Origin of the sequence: Psychrobacter sp. M9-54-1 (assembly GCF_016613355.1) — a bacterium.
In the GTDB taxonomy this organism is placed as follows: domain Bacteria; phylum Pseudomonadota; class Gammaproteobacteria; order Pseudomonadales; family Moraxellaceae; genus Psychrobacter; species Psychrobacter faecalis.
This window is the reverse complement of sequence record NZ_JADGFW010000013.1, coordinates 81,471-102,159: the sequence shown is the minus strand read 5'-3', so window position 1 is coordinate 102,159 and position 20,689 is coordinate 81,471. Positions and strand designations below refer to the sequence as shown.

15 protein-coding genes are annotated in these 20,689 nt (G+C 41.4%); 2 read left to right on the top strand and 13 right to left on the bottom strand.

From position 1 onward, the window contains the following. Positions 1-300: 300 nt before the first annotated feature. Positions 301-3,078: a preprotein translocase subunit SecA gene (gene secA / locus IQ457_RS06475; RefSeq protein ID WP_200662527.1), complete on the bottom strand. Its 2,778-nt coding sequence runs from the start codon at positions 3,076-3,078 to the stop codon at positions 301-303. Between the two features lie 470 nt (positions 3,079-3,548). Between secA and mutS the strand changes: the two genes are divergently transcribed. Together mutS and fdxA are read left to right on the top strand one after the other, a co-directional pair. Next, complete coding sequence (mutS, locus tag IQ457_RS06470) at positions 3,549-6,650, top strand: DNA mismatch repair protein MutS (protein WP_200662526.1); 3,102 nt, start codon at positions 3,549-3,551, stop codon at positions 6,648-6,650. Between the two features lie 107 nt (positions 6,651-6,757). Further along, positions 6,758-7,081, top strand: coding sequence for a ferredoxin FdxA (gene fdxA / locus IQ457_RS06465; RefSeq protein WP_200662525.1), 324 nt, complete (start codon positions 6,758-6,760; stop codon positions 7,079-7,081). Positions 7,082-7,194: 113 nt separating this feature from the next. On the opposite strand, the gene IQ457_RS13650 is transcribed toward fdxA, so the two are convergent. The 12 genes from IQ457_RS13650 to IQ457_RS06405 form a co-directional block, all read right to left on the bottom strand. Next, complete coding sequence (locus tag IQ457_RS13650) at positions 7,195-7,572, bottom strand: pilin (protein ID WP_207161706.1); 378 nt, start codon at positions 7,570-7,572, stop codon at positions 7,195-7,197. Positions 7,573-7,713: 141 nt separating this feature from the next. Then, positions 7,714-9,054, bottom strand: a complete 1,341-nt coding sequence (locus IQ457_RS06455) for an O-antigen ligase family protein (protein WP_207161705.1) — start codon at positions 9,052-9,054, stop codon at positions 7,714-7,716. Between the two features lie 93 nt (positions 9,055-9,147). Then, positions 9,148-9,534: a prepilin-type N-terminal cleavage/methylation domain-containing protein gene (locus tag IQ457_RS13645; RefSeq protein ID WP_200662524.1), complete on the bottom strand. Its 387-nt coding sequence runs from the start codon at positions 9,532-9,534 to the stop codon at positions 9,148-9,150. 297 nt (positions 9,535-9,831) lie between these two features. Continuing rightward, complete coding sequence (locus IQ457_RS06445; protein WP_342343306.1) at positions 9,832-10,371, bottom strand: type IV pilin protein; 540 nt, start codon at positions 10,369-10,371, stop codon at positions 9,832-9,834. Beyond that, positions 10,368-10,874: a type IV pilin protein gene (locus IQ457_RS06440; protein WP_200662523.1), complete on the bottom strand. Its 507-nt coding sequence runs from the start codon at positions 10,872-10,874 to the stop codon at positions 10,368-10,370. Before IQ457_RS06440 ends, IQ457_RS06445 begins: the two co-directional genes overlap by 4 nt. 1 nt (position 10,875) lies before the next feature. Continuing rightward, the gene (locus IQ457_RS06435) at positions 10,876-14,985 is read right to left on the bottom strand and encodes a hypothetical protein (protein ID WP_200662522.1); all 4,110 of its coding nucleotides are present in this window, start codon (positions 14,983-14,985) and stop codon (positions 10,876-10,878) included. Positions 14,986-15,070: 85 nt separating this feature from the next. Next, on the bottom strand, positions 15,071-15,883 hold the full coding sequence (locus IQ457_RS06430; protein WP_200662521.1) for a pilus assembly PilX family protein: 813 nt from the start codon (positions 15,881-15,883) through the stop codon (positions 15,071-15,073). Next, complete coding sequence (locus IQ457_RS06425; RefSeq protein ID WP_200662520.1) at positions 15,883-16,953, bottom strand: PilW family protein; 1,071 nt, start codon at positions 16,951-16,953, stop codon at positions 15,883-15,885. The genes IQ457_RS06430 and IQ457_RS06425 overlap by 1 nt, the downstream gene beginning before the upstream one ends. 1 nt (position 16,954) lies before the next feature. After that, the gene (gene pilV, locus IQ457_RS06420; protein ID WP_200662519.1) at positions 16,955-17,548 is read right to left on the bottom strand and encodes a type IV pilus modification protein PilV; all 594 of its coding nucleotides are present in this window, start codon (positions 17,546-17,548) and stop codon (positions 16,955-16,957) included. Then, the gene (locus IQ457_RS06415) at positions 17,542-18,030 is read right to left on the bottom strand and encodes a pilus assembly FimT family protein (RefSeq protein WP_342343305.1); all 489 of its coding nucleotides are present in this window, start codon (positions 18,028-18,030) and stop codon (positions 17,542-17,544) included. The genes pilV and IQ457_RS06415 overlap by 7 nt, the downstream gene beginning before the upstream one ends. A 293-nt stretch (positions 18,031-18,323) precedes the next feature. Further along, positions 18,324-19,130 carry a ComF family protein gene (locus IQ457_RS06410; RefSeq protein WP_200662518.1) on the bottom strand — a complete coding sequence of 269 codons (807 nt, stop codon included), beginning with the start codon at positions 19,128-19,130 and terminating at the stop codon, positions 18,324-18,326. A 27-nt stretch (positions 19,131-19,157) separates the two neighbouring features. After that, positions 19,158-20,594 (bottom strand): phospholipase A, encoded by a 1,437-nt coding sequence (locus tag IQ457_RS06405; RefSeq protein WP_200662517.1) that lies wholly within the window; start codon positions 20,592-20,594, stop codon positions 19,158-19,160. Between the last annotated feature and the right edge of the window lie 95 nt (positions 20,595-20,689).

Sequence of the window (20,689 nt, the reverse complement as noted above, 5' to 3'; positions counted from 1 at the left end):
AATATGTTAAACACTATAGCGTGTATGTAAATTCACGCCTATGCTGAATTTGTAATTAATCACCACAAAATTGCTGTTACTTTTATATTCTTAATAGTTAGACCATTTGTTAACACAGTCAAAATATTAACAGAGCCAAACTAACTTAAAAACGCTAAAGATTAAAAGTAAAAGATGCTGCTAGAATAATTTTTCCTATCGAAATCCTTATGGCTATAAATCTTATCGCTATAAAAAAGTCCCTATCTAAATAAGACAGGGACTTTTTATCATAGCTTAACAATTTTTGATTATCAATATTTAGATTTTACCGTGACATTGCTTATACTTTAGGCCTGAACCACAAGGACATGGCGCGTTACGGCTGATATTCATCCCAGCGTATGGGTCAGGCTCGCCGGCATTGTTACCACTGCTTGTAATAGCACCTGCGGCTATGCCAGCAGCAACGCTACGGTTTTGCGCCGCCGGTCGCTCTACGCCACCATCCATATTGTCGATATCACTGTGTTCAAACTGCATTTGCATATGCGCGGCATTTTCACGCTGCTGAGCTTCTAGCGCTTCTAATTCTTCTTTGGTTGGGATATGCACGCGTGATAAATCTTGTACGGTTTCAGATTTAATCGCGCCAAGCATCATTTGGAACAGCTCAAACGATTCGCGCTTATATTCTTGCTCAGGATTTTTTTGTGCATAACCGCGCAGATGGATACCTTTACGTAGCTGATCCATTTGGGTTAAATGCTCTTTCCAGTGCTTATCCAAACTTTGTAGCATAAAATGACGCTCGAGCTGGGCGGCATCTTTTTCGCCCATTTGCTCACGGCGGGCATGATAACGATCCAGTGCGGTTTGGATGATTTTGGCACGTAAACCTTCTTCATCTAGGCGGCGGTCTTCATCTAGCCAATCGTTAATCGGCATTGAAATTTTAAACTCATCTTCAAGCTCGTCTTCTAAGCCGTCGATATTCCATTGATCATCGATAGAGCCTGGCGGGATAAACTGATCAATCATGGCATTGTAGACTTCATGATGCATGACTTCGATGGCCTCCAATAAATCCATCTCTGCAAGCAAGTCATCGCGCTGACCATAGATAACTTTACGCTGCTCATTGGCGACGTCATCGTATTTCAATAGGTTTTTACGGGCATCAAAGTCACGACTTTCGACTTTACCTTGGGCATTTTCAATCGATTTTGAAACCATTTTATGCTCGATGGCTTCATCTTCTTTTAGACCCATCGCCCGCATCATATTAACAACGCGGTCACCGGCGAAGATACGCATCAAGTCATCTTCAAGCGATAAGAAAAAGCGCGACATCCCAGGGTCACCTTGACGACCGGCTCGACCACGGAGCTGGTTATCGATACGGCGTGATTCATGACGCTCAGAGCCAATGATATGTAAACCACCTGCTGCAACGACTTGGTCATGCTTGACCTGCCATTCGGCTTTTAGGCGCGCCATCTCTTCCGGACTGACCGCATCAATATCTTCGATAAATGATTGCCAGTTACCGCCCAAGATAATATCGGTACCACGGCCTGCCATATTGGTGGCGATGGTCACCGCTTTGGGACTACCGGCCTGCGCGATAATTTCTGCCTCTCGCTCGTGTTGCTTGGCGTTTAGGACATTATGCTTGATGCCTTCTTGATCGAGCAGATAAGACAGCTCTTCACTGGCCTCAATCGTCGCCGTACCCACCAAGACTGGCGCACCTTTGGCTTGAATCTCTTTAATCTCGCGGATGATACCTTTGTATTTACCCAACTTGGTTAAGAAAATCTGGTCATCCATATCGATACGCGCAATCGGCTCATGGGTTGGAATCACGATGACGTCTAAATCATAAGTAGATTTAAATTCTGCCGCTTCGGTATCGGCGGTACCGGTCATACCGGATAGTTTGTCATAGAGACGGAAGTAGTTCTGGAAAGTCGTCGTCGCAAGCGTTTGGTTCTCTGCTTGAATCTCGACGTTTTCTTTGGCCTCTACCGCTTGGTGCAAGCCTTCTGACCAGCGGCGACCCGGCATAGTACGACCAGTGTTTTCATCTACGATAATCACTTCGCCGTCGTCAACGATATAATGGACGTTTTTGACAAACACATGATGGGCACGAATGGCCGCTTGGACGTGAGCAAGTAGCGGCAAACGGCTCGGGCTATATAAACTTTCGTTTTCGCCAAGCTCACCCACTTCGATTAAGAAGCGCTCAATTTTCTCGTAGCCTTTTTCGCTGATTTCAATTTGACGATTTTTTTCATCAATCCAAAAATCTTCGTCTTCGTTATTCTTATTGGCTTCTTCATCTTTTGAGCGTTTAAGCCTTGGAATAATGGTGTTAATCAGCGCATACATACGTGATGAATCTTCCGCTTGCCCTGAGATAATCAGTGGCGTACGCGCTTCATCGATTAAGATAGAGTCGATTTCATCAATAATACAATAATTTAGCGGACGCTGTTTTTTCTCAGCCAGGCTAAAGACCATGTTATCGCGCAGATAATCAAAGCCATATTCGTTATTGGTACCGTACGTGATATCCGCTTGATAAGCGTCGATTTTTTCTTGCGGCGGCTGCTGCGAATAAATAACGCCAACCGTCATGCCCAAAAAGCCAAATAATGGGCGGTTTAATTCGGCATCACGCGCCGCCAAATAATCGTTGACCGTCACCAGATGCACGCCTTTGCCACTAATGGCATTGAGGTACATCGCCAAGGTACCCATCAAGGTTTTACCCTCACCGGTTTTCATCTCAGCAATTTTGCCTTCGTGCAAGGTGATACCACCGATGAGCTGCACGTCGTAGTGGCGCATGCCATTGACGCGTAAGGAGGCTTCGCGGCAGACGGCAAACGCTTCTGGTAATAAGGCGTCTAAGCTTTCACCGTTTTGGTGTCTTTCTTTAAATTCTGCGGTTTTTTGTTGTAATTGCTCATCAGACAGGGCTTGAATGTCAGCCTCATATGCGTTGATTTTGCTGACCACGCGGCGCATGCGCTTGAGTTCGCGGTCATTTTTGGTGCCAACGACACTGCCTATAATCTTTGATAACATAATTTTTTGACCTATGGAAATATTCGATAATTAGTGCGCATTCGCCAAGGCTTTATATAGTGCCGCTTGGTCATTACAATGCTGACAATCATCACTGACTAAGTACCTTTAAATAACTTACTGATTAATAACGCCCTGATTGTCAAAGTATTGATTAACAAAGCATTGATTAACAAAGCATTGATTAACAAGGTACTGCCTAATGATGAGTCGCTTAATGAAGTATCGCCCAATTAAGTGTGCCGTCATTATATATGGTTATGACGCCGATGGATACAAGGGCAGCGAGTAGATATTTGCCGACGTAAAAAGGTCGCTGAACGTGTTAAAATAGCGCTTATATCCTTAATTTAACAGCTTTTTCGCGCCATTCATAAACGCAACTATCTGACAGCATTCACCGCTAATTTATTCTAAAAAATACGCATTCATCCTAAGCAAACCCATTTAAGCATCATAAGAGATTCTGCATGACCGTAAAACCATCCGCGCCAAACCCTAATGCTTTAACATTTAATAAACCTGAACCTTTAAACGCTGAGCACTTAAAATCAGAGCACGTAAAATCACAGCAAGTAAGCAGCGATCAGTTGCTAATCGGCGATGCTATTTATAATTTGGCCGACCATACGCCAATGATGGTGCAATATCTGACCATGAAAGCCAACTATCCACAAGCGTTATTGCTGTACCGGATGGGTGATTTTTATGAGTTATTTTTCGACGATGCCAAACGCGCGGCGCAGATACTCGATATTACCCTAACCCGCCGTGGTACCGATAAAGCCGGTAATACCATTGCCATGGCTGGCGTGCCGTTCCACGCAGCTGACAGCTATATGGCACGGCTGATTGCAGCTGGGCAAACGGTCGTCGTTTGTGAACAAATTGACGAATCAACTACTAGCAGCTCGTCCAATACGCCTGCGATGGGAGATAAGCAGAAAAAAGATAAAAGTAAATCGGCTTCTGGTAGCATCATGCGCCGCGAAGTGGTGAAAACCTTGACCGCTGGAACCATCACTGATGACGCTTTAATTGCGCCCAATCATACGCCGACCGTCGTTGCGATTGATATCGAAACTCCTAAAGCGAATAGTAAACAACCTTTGCAGGCTGCCATCAGCCAAATGGACTTGGCCGCAGGGACGTTAACGACGCAAACGGTAAACGCTAATAATGACGATATCGAAGACTTGCAAGCTCAAATGCTGACGGTGCTGGCACGCTTTGCCCCAAGTGAATGTATCATTAGTGAAGCGCTCGGTGAACAAGCTGAAGAAAATTGGTCGTTGTGGCTACGTCAAAGTTTAGACTGCCCTATTATAGAAGTGGCAGCCAATGACTTTCACCGTGAACATGCCAATGAAACCCTTTGCCAGCAATTTGAGGTACAACGCCTCGATGGGCTTGGTATTAACAATGCTACGCTTAGCCAGTCTAGCTGTGCCGCCCTTATTCACTACGCAAGACAAACCCAGCAGCGCCATATACCACAGCTGAATCAACTTATCGTCGAATATAGCGACGATTATTTAATTATTGATGCTAATAGTCAGCAAAATCTTGAGTTATTTACGCCCGTTAGCAGTAATGGTACATCGCTGATATCTGTGCTCAATCACTGTCAAACGCCAATGGGACGTCGCTTGCTGGTTCAGCAAATGAAGCGCCCGCTACGTCAACATGCGCGTATTAATCTGCGTTTAGATGCAATCACTAGCCTTTTGCAGTCAGACAATAATTTTGGCGAAAATAAGCAGGTTAATGAAAACTTAGAAAATAATTCATTAGTCAGCAGTTTACGTGAAACCTTAACTACCATCGGCGATATCGAACGAATCGCTAGCCGTATTGGGCTGATGAGCGCCAAACCGCGTGACCTGCGTAAGCTCGCCGATGGTATTACTAGCAGCACTCAACTTACTACCCTACTGAGCAATGCAGGTATCAGTCATGAGCAAGCAGGACTGTTGCCCATGCTAATGCAGCAATTGCCCGAGCAGCTACCGGCGGTACAGTCCGTCGCTGAGCTAATTGAGCGTGCCATTATTGCAGAGCCACCGGCGCATATTCGTGATGGTGGTATGCTCGCAGCTGGCTATGATGAAGAATTTGATCGCTTAACCCATCTTCATGACAACATTCAATCGACATTAGATGAGATGATGGCTTGCGAGCGCGAAGCAAATAATCTGCCTAGCTTAAAAGTCGGTTTTAATAAAGTCAGCGGCTTTTATTTTGAGCTGCCAAAAATGCAAGCACAAAATGCTCCGGCACATTTTATCCGGCGGCAAACGTTAAAGAGCAGCGAGCGATTTATCACTGATGAGCTAAAATCGGTTGAGACCGAATATCTAAGCGCGCAGTCATTAGCTCTAACTCGTGAAAAGCAATTGTATAACGAACTGTTAACCGAACTGAGTAACCATTTAGCAGAACTACAACAGCTGAGCGCTGCTATCGCGCAAATAGATGTTCTTAGTAATTGGGCACAACTTGCAACGACTTATAACTGGCAGCGTCCAGTCATGGGTAACAATTCAAACAATGGCAGTTATTTGGAAAACGGCAGCCAAACCAGTATCGATATCAAAGCAGGTCGCCATATCGTCGTTGAAGCTGCGCTCAATCCTGCCAACATTAACAATACTATTCATCAAAGCAGTACCAAACATAGCAGCCATTTTGTCGCCAATGACTGTGCGCTCGGCAGCGCTTCAAATCCTGAACGCCTCCTCATGATTACCGGTCCTAATATGGGCGGTAAATCGACCTATATGCGCCAAACTGCACTCATTGTCCTAATTGCCCATTGTGGCAGCTTTGTCCCCGCAGCGAGTGCCCATATCGGTGATATTGACCGTATCTTTACTCGTATTGGCTCAGCTGATGATTTGGCAGGCGGCAAATCTACCTTTATGGTTGAGATGATTGAAACGGCCAATATTCTTAATCAAGCGACCAATAAATCGCTGGTACTGATGGATGAAGTCGGACGCGGAACGGCTACTACTGATGGTTTAGCAATCGCTCATGCCTGCGTCAATCGACTGGTCGAGATTGGCTGCCTGACATTATTTGCCACCCATTACTTTGAGTTGACGCAATTGGTCATCCCTGCTGCCAACCAACACGCCAGTATTCGTAATGTGCATGTCGCCGTCAGTGAAGTCGATGGTCAACTGCTACTACTACATCAAATTAAGGACGGCGCAGCAAGCTCTAGCTTTGGATTACATGTGGCAAAAATGGCTGGTATCCCGACGCAAGTATTAAATGATGCGAAGCGGTATTTAGTAGATAATTTAAAAACTGAAAGTGTAAAAGCCATTGATGATAAAAATGAATTAGCTAAGTCAGTAAAGGATGAAAGAGCGCAGGCTTATCATAGTGTATCAGAGAAAACAAAGGAAGACAGTGTTCACTCAAGTGAAAGTACCACTACCATTCCACAACAAAATCAATTATTTAGCTTACAAGATGAGCTAGCCGCGATTAACCCTGACAACCTAACGCCGAAGCAAGCGCACGATTTACTGTATCATCTCAAGGAAATCATTAGTCATTAAAGGGATTTGTCAAATAGCCCTAAAAGCGCTAAAATATGTCTTATTTTTCAGCTAATGTACTTACAATCGTATTTGTACTTTGCCAAACCAATAACAGGTAGACCACTATGACCTTTGTCGTTACAGATAACTGCATTCTTTGCAAATACACCGACTGTGTGGAAGTCTGTCCTGTGGACTGCTTTTATGAAGGCCCAAACTTCCTCGCTATCGACCCAGATGAGTGCATCGACTGCGCGCTATGCGAGCCTGAATGCCCCGCCAATGCCATCTTCTCAGAAGATGAAGTGCCAAAAGGGCAAGAAGTCTTTATTCAGCTCAATGAAGAGCTGGCACAAAAATGGCCAAACATCACCGAGATGAAAGAGCAGCTGCCAGAAGCGGCAAAGTGGGATGGTGTGGAAGGTAAGATTCAGTATTTGGAGAAGTAGTTAATTCTATAAAATATATCAATATATTTGGATAATAAAAAACCACCTAATAGCCGTTACATAAAAATGGCTACTAGGTGGTTTTTTATGGCAAACGAATCTTTATAAGGACTTTAAGGTAATACCACACATGGCGTACCTTTAGGAATATCACATTCGATACGCGCGTTAGAAGGCGCTTTTGTAATTGCTTCAATCTTTTGCCAAGTGTTTAGTGTCCAACCTGTAGCATCCGTAATAGATTGACAAGAACTCAAGATTGGTGAGCTTGGAGTTGAAGCAGAGTCTTCATCATTTAATAAAGTGAAAACCTCGTTACCGTAACTCTTAGCTTCTGACAAACAAGCATTAACATGGGCTTTATTAGCGTACACTTGATACGACGGTATAGCTATAGCTGCTAGTAAGCCGATAATAACCACCACAATCATCATTTCGATTAAGGTAAACCCCGACTGAACGCGAATTCGACGATCTGACGACAATATCATGATATAAGCCGATAATATAAAAGATGTCTTAACCTTGCACGCACTATGCCATCAACACTCTTCTTAGCTATAAGAATGCAAAGTCGACATTTCAGATCACAATGACCGCATAATTATTATTAAAAGCATATTTGCTCTAGGTTATAGCTGATAGCCATATACCCAAAAGCGCGGTGGCGTGATTGGTGTCTCTGATGATAAAGCGTTGGTGTTGCTTAAAATATAAATAAACCAAAAGCTTATTATCATGTATACCAATATTGGCAAGACTTTAGCTAAGCTGCTATTGCTTTGCAAAATTGGTGAATTAATATTTTTTGAATATATAAACTCAGGATTTTTTAATAGAAATACAAATAACCATAGTAACGCCATTTGAGTCACTGGATAAATATGTACCCCTGAAAAAAATGAGTCCACCCCAACTGCCAAAAGCGCAGCCATAACAAAATAAGACTGATGATGCGACCAGTTGATTCTTTTCATAATCATAAATATAATATAAATTAGAAACCCAAAACCCAATAGTCCTGTTTCGGTTAATACTTGGATAAATAAATTATGAGGATGAGCAGGTAAGTTTGGGTAATCTTCTAACTGATAGAAGCCACAACCAATGATAGGACTGTGTGACCAGCATTGTAAAGCATTTACCCACAAGTCGATACGGCCGCTAGATGACTCACGTGCTATTCGTAGACCAACACCGCCACCTTTATTTACAATCGCCAAGCTAGCAGCATAAGTGACTGATAGATAAGCAAACCATGATGCTACATACGTCCTGAAAAGCTCCCAACGTACATGATGATACGCAACACAAACTATAGCGATAAATAGCGTATAAGCGATAGTAGTCGAACGCCCACCATCTAAAAGAACAGCAAAAAAAGCTAAAAACAAAAATAATAAGTATAAATATCGATAAGCCTGCTTCGTTATATAAAACCAAACAGCAAAAATAGAAAAAATCAAAAAATAGCTATCATAAACGCGAATATTCCACCTTAGTGGATACCAGATAGCCTCATAAGTACCTGTGCGCGCATAATCCCATAAGGCAAAGGGTAACTGTATAAACATCAATAAGCTGGCTAGTACTATAATCTTACTAATTAAATCATGATAATTCAAAAAGCTGAAACACCGATATAACAGATAAGCCAACAATAAATTTGTAATAATGAAGGCAGGTTGCGCCCAAAATCTACTACCAATGAGAATAAATGCAAAAAAAAAGAATTCAGCTTTTAAAGTAGTGTATCGTTTATAAAAACATGAGCCAAAACCAAAAAGTAACAACAGGACTATTTGAATAACCCTATACTCATTATAAAACGTATAGTCACTACGTGTCGTTATGCCAAAGATAAAAAATAGAAAATATACCGCTATCAGTAGCTCTTTATTAAGTAAAGGTCTGATATATGTTGTAATTGACCGTAGATTTTGCTTTTTACCAAAGGAGGATTTTTTTAGCATAGCACACTCAGACTATAGTTAAGGATAAAAAAAGCCAAACATTAAGTTTGGCTTTTTAAATAATTGATTAGATTTTATAGATTATGGCTTATCTTAAGTAGTAGGGCCACAAGTTGCACCAGCGGTCAAATCACATGTAACCTTTACGCCTGGAGTACCTTCTTTAGGTGTAATAGTGATAGCGGCTAAAGTGGTAGTATCTTTAATACCTGTTATAGCAGTTGTGAGGGCAGTATCAGGTGCTTCACAGTTAGGTAGGTTAGCGTCTCCCACAGCTGGTTTATCAGCAGTTTTTCTGTTGGGATCAGCAGCCCAGTTGTATAAATCGTTTGAGTAGCCTTTAAACTCTGACATACAAGCACTAACACGAGCTTTTTGAGTGTAACCTTGATAGGCAGGAATCGCGATCGCAGCTAGAATACCGATAATAGCAACAACGATCATTAATTCGATTAAGGTAAAACCTTTTTGAGCATTCATAGACTTGTCCTTTAGGGTAATATGACAGTAGATTAATAGTATCACTGCCAGTTATAAATATAATTTCTTTCTTGTTTTTAAATGCTGCACATAATGTGCCAAATATATTATTCGTAATATGTATTTTTCTAATTAGCTTATTAATCGTACTATTTATTCGTAATGAATAATTATCTCTATTATATCTAACGCTAAATGTTTCGCTTACCCTACCCGTTAATGTCAATTTATGTCACATTAAGTAGCAAATAGTAAACTTAACTGACATTTTTTGTCAATGATTATAATCAAAATTATTCATTGCCACTCGTTGTCCATACCGCATGTTGCAATAGCGTTTACAATTCGGCACTTTTCACCTTGACTATCTAAGGTGAGGTCACCATCATCTGCCATACGCTGGCCTGCAACTGGGGTGGCTCTAATCATCCAGTCAGATCCACCTAATGTACCAGTACTGGTTGTCCAGTCTGCTTCGCCCCATGTTCCTGTACCTATTATCACGTTGTATAGTGCCGTACCAGCAGAGGGAAAGCTCACACTACCATTCGCAGCTACTGTGCCTGTTAACACAGTAGTTAAAGGTATTCTGTCATAGCGCTTATAGTTTAATTTATTGGACTCGATACGACTGGCGATTTGTTGCATCTCACTCATCATATCTGTACGGTTCGTTCGCACAACATAGCCTTGGTAGCTAGGGTAAGCAATGGCTGCCAATATACCTAATATAGCGACCACTATCATCAGCTCTATCAGCGTAAAACCTTTTTGCTCAGGGCCTAAACTTGATGAACCATCACTTTTGTCAGGATTTTTTTTGCTTAATATTGTCACCAAGTTGTTTCTCCTGCCCCGCAATTAGAAGTCGTAATACTAAAACTGACATTGTTTGCACATCGTAAGCCTTGGCTATTCATCTTAAAGCTCTTGGCTCCCGTTATACCAACCGGTGTTGCCATCATTACCCACCCCATAGCGCGCTCACTACCTTCATTCAGAGGACTAAATGCCGCCGGATTACCAGCAACATGACCCAGTTTAATAATATATCTTGGATTGTTAGCCGGCAAATTAATCGCCCCTGTGGTAGGAGCAATGCTATCTGCTTTTGGTACAAAACCTTTATAGGTTAAGGCTTTAGCACGCCATTGCTCAAGCTCATTAGAGATTGATAGCATCTTGCGCTGCGCATCTGCTTCTGCATTGCGAATGATATAAGCACGATAGCTTGGAATAGCAATGGCTGACAAAATACCTATAATGACGACGACAACCATCAGTTCTATCAAGGTAAAACCCATCTGTCTAGTGTCTAAGTTTTTCGCTTCAATAGACATATCAGTATTCCAACCAGCTCAACGGATTAATACGTTTATCAGAATTAACACCACTACCTACACCACAATCTGGGCCAACACACCCTTCAAATATAGGTGGTTTATTGCTGCAGTTACCGCTAGGACAGATGACTTCAGGCTTACAGTCATCACCTTCACAGCGATTCACTAAGCTGGTAAAAACAGAAGTATCGTTGAATTGGCTAATAATATTATCGACGATACCTGATCCTGCATTAAAGGTTGAACGTGATGTTGTTACATCATTACCTGTTGCATCGAGACACGCACCATAAGGTAAACACGTACGCTCACGTTGGGTCGACCCTCTAACACCAGCACTACATGCTTTAATTTCTTGCCCTTTATCGGGATTATATGAAGAAGATATCAATACACTGGCAATAGCATCAGGCTCATTGAACATTTTGAGTTTGTACTTGCCGTCTACCTTTTCTTCTACCCCTAACCAATGAGTAAATGGCATATACCAACCTTGAATGACATTATCTTGCATTCTTCTTTTAATGCCAGTTGTACCTACATCTGCATGTGTAAACTTCAATTCTTGAAGTTTATCGTTTCTATTTGTTGTGCCTGCCACCTTAATGATTGGTGAACGTAAGTCTATTTCTGGAGCGGTATCTTTTCCATAATAAAATAAGTCACTACGAGTCACATCTTTATCTATAACCGTATAAAGCGCATCAGGTTTGCTTCTTGATGCAGTCACAGGATTACTACGATCTCCAGTACCTACTGTGATCATTGCTTGAACACCAGATGAGCTACCGGCGACATTTTTAGCATCTTTATAAGCAAACTTGCCGTTATAAAAAGTAATCAGCGGACGCTCATAAAAACGTGGGGGCGCATCACCAGTGCCTACTTGATCACTCACATCTAATACTTTGACGACGCGATCTATTTTAAAGTTATCCGTATCTTTATTATTGTTAATATCCACACGCCATACCTGCCCACCTAAGTCAGCAAAATATATATGATCAATAAAACCATCATAGTTACGATCTAAGGCTCTGATTTGAGTCACCACACTATGTTTCAAATCTGCTGCTTTAGAATACTGTAACGAGCTACTACGTGTGGTGCTATCATTTGAGGTACCTTCATTATTAGCCCACCAGAGTAATTTACCGTTATTCTTAGCAGTATTTACCGTCTCTTCTTTATTAGATTTGGTTTCGACTTCTCCCATTTGTACCATATATACGGCGCTACCTTGGGCTGCTGGTTTATTATTACATTGAGCATCCGTAGGATAACTGGTATTTAACTTAAATTTAGAATCTTCATAGCAAGTGTCATAACCACCTGGCAAGAAGCTAACCATGACTTTTTTGCCACCACTCTTGACGTAACCAAGCGTTGGTTTACCCCATGTCTGTCCCATTTTTGCGAAGGCTTTTTGTTCATCTGTTGCTAGACTGGTCACATTATTCTTAGTACCACCTAACGCAACAGTATCGCCTTTCAATCGATTAGCATAGTTAGAACCCACACCATAAACAATGTTAGGCTTAGTGACATCTGATACGTCCAACGCATAGTACATTGAGCCACCCATACGTAAGCCGCCTAAGGCGAAGCTTTGATCGGCCTCATAAGTATTCGTAGTGGTTGCCGCTGCCCCTGTGCCAGTTGTTTTAGACTTACTGGTATAGGAGACATAAGTTAACCAAGGCGCGTCAACCCCATAAGGATAGCTACCATCTTTAGCAGTACCAATACCTGTTATCGCGGCGGGTTGTAGGTCCAGAATTTGCTTTGGTATAAAGGTGAAGGTTTCTTTACCTGTGCTATCATCAAGCATATGCAAAGCACCATCCATAGAGCCGTAGATAACATAGTCTTTTCGGCTATTGTTATCGAACTCTCCCGAGGCTTTTACTTCAACTTTTTGGGTGATTAGCTGAGGTATAGAATGTAAAACACCACCGATGTTTTTTAACCATTTATCTTGTACAGAAGTTAACGCTCTACCGTCCGTTACTGTCGTACTTGTGGGTTCGCTGTAACCCATAAAGTTGAGTAGTGTTATTTTTTTAGTGTTGTCATATCCATTTGCAGTAGTCAGATCATTAAAATTTATAGGTTTTCTATCTACTACTTTTAAATTGGTTAAACTGTTGCCATTATCGACAAATAGATTTCTGTCACCAATAATAGGAGCATCAGCGTTTTCAAATATTTTTTGATATGCGCCGCCAACTTGTGGCGCTCCTTTATCTGGTTTCAAAGTATCTGGACGGTTAGTATCCATGATAGTATTCCACAGATCATGGGTATCATCTGCAAACAAACCTGTATTATCAGCAAATACAAACTTATTGTCAGCGCCTACTAGTGTCGCGTTTTTTACTTTATATTTTTTGAGGTTACCATTCCATAATAGTGGCGATTTGGGAATAGGCTCCAGTATCGGTAGATAAGCAAATTGACGTGATTTCAGTCCGCCCAAGCTATCTAGCGGTACTGACATTGTCCCTGCGGATATCGGTTCAATCTCAGCCTTACTCACATCTTCAATGAATTTTTTTACACTAGACGCAATTTCGCCAGAGGTTTCAGTATAGAAGAACCCACCTTCACCGTATCCTTCGCCTTTCTCACCTAATTTACATAGATTTTTAGCATCCTGACTAATACCTTCGGCATTACATTGATATACTCGAGCTGTCTCAACAGCACCGCTAGGGCGTGTAATTGTCTTAGTAACCTTTCCTTGTGCGGTAAGCTGCTTAAAAACATTACCAAAGCCTACTGTTGCAGTAGCAATAGTATTCTTTTTAACATTATTTTTGTTATATAAGGCTTTTGAGTACTCGCCCGTACACTCCCAACCAGAAGTATCGTTGGTATTTGTCAAACCAGAACTGCAGGAGCTTCCTATACTTATATCACCACCTTCTAGGCTATTATTCATTAAATCACGGGTACTGCTATAAGCATTGTTAGGTTCACCATCAGTTAAAAAATAAATCCCATAGCCATCGCATTGGGTTGCTGCATCACTAATAGGCGACTGATACTTTAACTTGTCTGGTTGTTTTTTGGTGTTATCTGCTGAACGCTCAAAACCACTCCACTTATAGTCTATCCAATCTTTTGTGACGCTTTTATAGTAAGTGACTGTACCTCCTGATTCAGAGGTTTTGTCAAAATTACCCAACAAACTAGTATTTAAGTTTCTTTCATTACTTTGCTTATTTTCATATCCTCTATTATTACATGAGTAATACTTAAAACTACCTGATGTAGATAAATCTGAACTAGAACTCACGCATTTATACAAATTATATTTGCTATTCCACCAGTTCTGATTTGAATATCCGACTTCGTAGTACCTCGTTTCATTGACTAAACTATAAGTACGTGTACCTAGCATATAGGCACCAGCTTCGGCATAGGCATTAGCTATCGGCGTATTCGTTGATGGCTCTAACCCAATTATTTTATCAACAAGTTCTTTTCTATTAGCTAAGGTCAAATTTGTTACGGGATATTCGATTTTACCGCCGCCCTCACTAGAAGATTGGAAAAAGAAAGATCCCAAACCGATGTTGTATTTACTGAGATCAGCGTTCTCACCAAAGCCAGTTGTACTTTTAGGGTTGGCGAACATAGGAACGAGCGCCATTTTGAGACGTGACATACGATCATAGTATCTTTGGCCACTTTTAACACAGTAAGTTATTTGATATGTTTTAATATTAGAAGCGATATTAGTAGGTGTCAGATTGCCATTATCATCATACATTCTCTGAGTTATGATATCAGTAGAAACGGCATTGCTAACATATCGTCCATCATAGTTGCAGTAATACTTTCCATCATTAGCTTTAACTACATTAAATCCATTACCAGGATAATCTTCGCTAATACTTCTAGGATCCATACTCCCCGAGTTATCAAGCATCATCATAATAGAGGCGTTACCATAGGTCGCGCCCTGATATATCTCTAAGTCAGTCGTATGACCTGCACTGCTAGTCATACACCCTAATATTACCGTTGATAATACCTTTAAAGACCAGCCTTTGACAGAAGGATGGGATGCACTATTTATTTTGCTATTTACGATTTTCATAATAACCACCCATATATTTTTGATTTCTTAGAAAAATCACATTCTTCATCCAGTCTGTGAAGGTCAATTGACTTAAGTGTTTTTGCTAGCTGCCAGAGATACATTCAACACCAACAGGCTGATTAAGATACGTTTGCTGCTGTGTCTGAAACGGTACATCTAATGCCATTAGACAGCTATCAACTGTATCTGTTCCTGTTCGTGATTTTTTTAGACACCCTGCTATCGAGGTTGAGTCTATACTACTCGCACTCCCTAACGGTGCCTGAGACAACGCTGGTATGATAGAGGTGACGTAACCTATGAATGTTGTACATTCGATCGTAACGTTACCGCCTGTTTCTGGTTTTTCGAAATCATTTGATAGTGTACCTTCTACTTCCTTATAAAAAACGCCTTCGTCATCTTTGGCAAGCGGTCTAACAAAGGTCATCTGTGTCATTACTCGACCTTCGCTGACATAATCATCACTAGCTTGAGGATTACAATAGCCATTATTTCTATTAGCTAATAAGTCATTGTTTTTATTGCGCTCGCTAATCTCAAGAATACTAAACAATCTCGTACTACGTGGTCTTACACAAAAGCTAACTTCATGACCTTCGCGCTGTGAACTCGACATATAGCCTTTTAATGTATCAACACTTTCTCTACGCTCACTTAAAATACGGTCTTCTTTTTCCACTTTCATTAAAGCCGCATCATTTGCTTGAAAAAGCAGTTTATTTACTTGATCTGCAGTAGCAACTTTTAAGTCTGTAGTACTTTGCTTAATAGCTATTGCTCCTACAATCATAATCAGTATTAAAGTAAAAAGCACAACGATCAAAACTGCACCTGATTGATTATTAATAGTAGTAGAAGGTATGTTAGAACGATTGACTGAAGACTGTTTCATTATAAGCCTCCCCTAGCATTACGTAATAGAACAGTAGTCTCATAGACACTGCGTAAATAGGTAGGTCCTGCAATAGCTGCTGCATTCAGTTTAACATTTGTTTTATCAAGTACTGTGAAAGATAGGCTACTATTAGTTTGTGGAGTTGCAGTCGGATTGTCTGATCGTGCCAATATACCTATCTGCAAACTGACGATGCGATGATCTGTAGCAAGAGTACGATTATTAGGTATTGGTATATAAGCAATACGAGTTCTATCTGGATAAGTTGCAAAACCAGTACTATTTGATACTCCTAGCATTACTCTAAAGTAGTCGACGTTAGGAATAATAATTGTGCCTAAACCTGCTAGGTTATTATTTTTCGCTACCGTCTCTCCCGGCACTGTATAACTGGCAATATCAAGACCGCTAGGACTTCCAGCTGTGGATTCATTATAATTATATATCGCTGATGCACAAGCTAGTCCCGGTGTGGCTGGGCTAACAGTACTGTCTATGCGAACGAAATAGCGCTCAATGACATAGAAATTTTCTGGTATCTCATCTCCTTCACAATCATATGATCCTGCTTGACCAGACTGATATTGTATAGTCAGTTGATCACTATTTACGATACCATTTAAATTACTTATACTTTTTGTAGAGGCATTATTCGATAACAACTCGCTCGGAATAGCCGCACCACTTAAAACTAAACCAGATAAATTACCTTCTAACCATTTACCCGAAGTTCCGAGTGGTGCTGTCAATACCACACCACCTTGCGGAGTCAAATGATTCATAAAATACTCATCATGGGCACTTGTAGATTTAGCCCCATAATTAGAACGTCTTAAGTTTTTTTGCATCTGTGAAAAACCAAAAATAGCATTATCTTGTACTTGCGAGCTTGCTTCTTGACGACGACTATTGACTGAACTAGTATAAAAAATCTGTAATGCAGCAGCAGAAATCAGTAATCCTAGTACCAGTGCAATCATCAATTCTACTAAAGTAAAACCATCATTGTTTTTGGATAACATTTCGCTAGAACTCCAAGATATCGTTTTATACTGCATTGAACTCATATCATATTTCCATCATCATACAAGTTGCTTTAGGATGGTAACTACCACCCGCTTCCTTTACAGCATCTCCATCGACAACTCGAGAAGTCAAGCAATCTTTATTTTCGTTAGTACCGATAGTAGGGGTAGTGTCTCCCCAGGCTGATATTAAACAATATGAGTACATGATATTCGCTGCTGCATTAGTTCCTGTGCCTCCAGTATTAGGACAAGGGTGCATCTGTATTTGAAAATCATAGTTTTGTAATTCAGATTTAATTTTAAAGCTTTCAGCTACAGCTAGCTCGGCTGGCTGGCATAAATCAGTTATGGCACCACCATCTAAACCACATAGTTTACTAGGAGCAGCTGGTGTACCGGCTACATTTAAGCTTCTTTCATAAGTCGCGATAGCAGAAGGATTAGCGTGGATTTTTTCTGCTATCATTCGCATTATCACTAGTGATTGGGAGCGCTCGAGGGATTCATTAGTCACTTTAATAGCCTGTCCTTGTAAAGCACTGTAACCAATTATTGCCACTGCCAATAATAATAGAGCAACCATAACCTCAATCAATCCCACACCACTTTGAGAGTTTGGATTATTCATTAACATGTCCCTCCCAATTTACTAGTGATATTAGCCACTCGATTCACCTCAATCTGGCGCGTCGTTGCATTAGCATTGCTATCACAGATTGTATAAGTACGTACTGTGCTAACCCGTTTACTTGGCTCAAAGACAATAGTTACGGGTGTGTCTGGCTTGATAGTACTTTCAACGTTATAACTATAATTTGCGATAGTTTTTGAATCAGGGGCAGTAATCGTAATTATTTTAGGCGTTCTAGTATTGTCATAGCTCAAAATAAGGTTCTGACGACGAATCACACTTTCCACTTTGGCTTCTTTTAACGCATTCTCTAACGTCGCCGTCGTCGACTTTACTCTTTGATTGGCAAGCTGAGTACTGATACTGGGCGCAGCAATACTGACGATAATAGCAAGCACGGCAATCGTGACCATCAGCTCAATCAGGGTGAACCCTGAGCTGGTCATTCGTAACGTCTGTGCTACGTTATTCTCAGATGCCTTCACTCAAATTCCTACCTCTATCTTTCGTTGTATTTAAGATATTGTTAACTTAAAACCCTGAGCGGGACTTAATTACTGTCTATAGATATCCATGCAACTTCTATTCCAGAACATATGCTTATTCTAAATAATTCATTTACATTTCAATTTTTTATCGCTGAAATATTCTCGTAAGTATAAATTTGCGCACAATTAAAAACATACATCACAATTATCTTTATGATTTTTATCGTAAATATAACGTTAAGGTAACATATTAGCAACATAATTGTCTGACTTCATATATCGAGACAATTTTAATACTGACTCCCATGAGCCAGTGTAAAAGCCTGCAATTTATATGGATTGTCTGATGAAGATGAAACAGATGCTCCAAGTGGAAGAGTTTGAAGATACAATGTGCGCGCCAGTGCTTGTAAACTTGCTCCTGTAGTCGCAACATCATCGAATAACAATAAACGCTTCGCGGGAGGTGTTTCTACTAAAGCAAAGGCATTGTCTAAATTGCCTAAACGCTCAGCCCGCGTTAGTCCTTGCTGACTGACAGTATTATCGATACGTTCTACGCCGTTCCACAGTGGAATTTGCCAATGCTTAGACAGTTGCGCGGCTAAAATACTCACCGGATCAAAACCACGTTTAACAAGCCGTTGATTGGTTGTCGGCATGGCAACAATGACGCTATTATCGCGATGGCAGCCCTGCGGTCTAGGTAATTGGCGCAGTGCATGCAGCAATAATGGCAGCTTAGTCATATCTTCATGATGTTTAAACGCACGGATCGCTTGCCGTATCGGATAGTCATAATAAGTGGCTGCTTGTATAGACAGACTAGTGCCCGCCGTAATATCCACGTCAAAGGATTTAGGTAGCCACACAATACTGTTATGACAATCAGAGCAAAGTAAGCCGCTATCAAAACGGTTATTAACGTGCTGGCGTAGCTTCGTAAAAAAGGAGTGATTATTAGGCGGAATTGCTGAGGGTTGATTTTGTGGCAGGTGGGATTGCGGTGTACTACGATAAATACGACATAACTGACAGCGTACGTCTCCATACTCTGCCAGCCATAGTCCGCTTTGATAAGGCGCTAAACGGCGCATCTATCGATACCTATCGGCGCGTTTATCCTAAAAACCTTTCCAGTCATTTAGCACGATACCAAAACCAATCGAAGTGTTTTCATGGTTATAATCAATAATGGATTCGCCATAACCTTGGAATAATTGAACATAGCCGTTAACGTTTTTGGATAATGGATAGACATAATCAATTTGGGCAGCACCCTTGTTGGTACTCGGATTATAACGCAAGGTACCGCTTAGGCTTTTCTGCTCAGGCAAGTCATATAAGAACTTGATATCGCCATAGCCCATGTAATCTTCGATGTCTGGATTGTCCTCACTACTAGAGCTCTCGTTATTGACGCGCGCCCATAGACGCGGTATGACCGACAATTTGCCCCACTCTGCCCCTGCCATCAGATAAGCACGGTTCCACGAGCGCGATAAGGGATCATCTTGCCCATTAGAGTGGTGAATCGCACCCGCTCCTAACATGCGCAGACGGCCACCAAAAGGCAGATCAGCTGTGACAGGCTGGGTCAAAAATATCTCCGGCTGATAATCGGTAGCACGAAATGGTCGTGAGTTGTCTTCGTTATAAACCTGCCAGTGCGACTCTTGGGTATAACCAAACCATAAATCGGCACTGGTATCAAACAAATCTTCCATCACTTTGGTCTTTAATGACAGCTGGAACTTTAGCTCTGTATTACGGGTGTCGTTAGAGGTAAATTCCTCTTTATCTTGCGACGGCGTGCTTGGACCTAAATTGGGATCAAAAGTATAAAATAGCGGTAGCAAATAAGTTGGTCGGTGCGGTCTGACTGTCCAGGTACCGCGCTCGCTGTTTTTATCCAAATCATAAGCCAAACTTAACGGCGTGTATTTCTCGATATCAGCTTGGGTGACGCCGACGTTTTCTAATACTTCCGCCTCCCTTTGCGTCAGTCCAACCGTATCCAAACTTTCGCCATTACCAGCTTCATTATTCGTCGCATTACCTTTTGCAGAAATGGTGGTGTTTTCCTCTACTAGGACAACTTGCGGATTACCAGCAAGGGTACTTTGTAGGGTTTTTGCCAAATCAACTGGTTGTTTAGTCGTGGTGTAGCTCGGCGTTTTACCTTGCTCAGCAACTTTATCAAAACAAGCCAAACGCGCGCCACTGGTTTGCACTTGTGTACATTCATAAAACAGTCTTGCTTGTTCGGCGACAAACTCCTTACTAATCACCATGTCGCTTTGAGCCGCCGCATTTGGATTGACCACACGCTTATTGACAACTTTTGCCGCCTCATCAGTATCATACTCAAATGCGATACTCTCTACCGGTAGCTCTTCGTAGCTTTGAGCGCCATTGGCTGCGTGGGCTTGTAAGGTAAAACAAGCAAGCGCTGTCCCAACCGCCATGGTTAAATAGCTTTTGGACCGCTGACTGTTATTATTTTTGCCTGCTTTGTTAAGCGCTAAAGAGGGACGCTGCGGCGTAATAGTAGAAAACATAAGTGTCCTTTATCTAACTGGCATGAGTGCCAGCAGAGTCTATGAGATAATTGATATAACCATTAGCATGATTGCTAAAATAGAATAAAAACCAG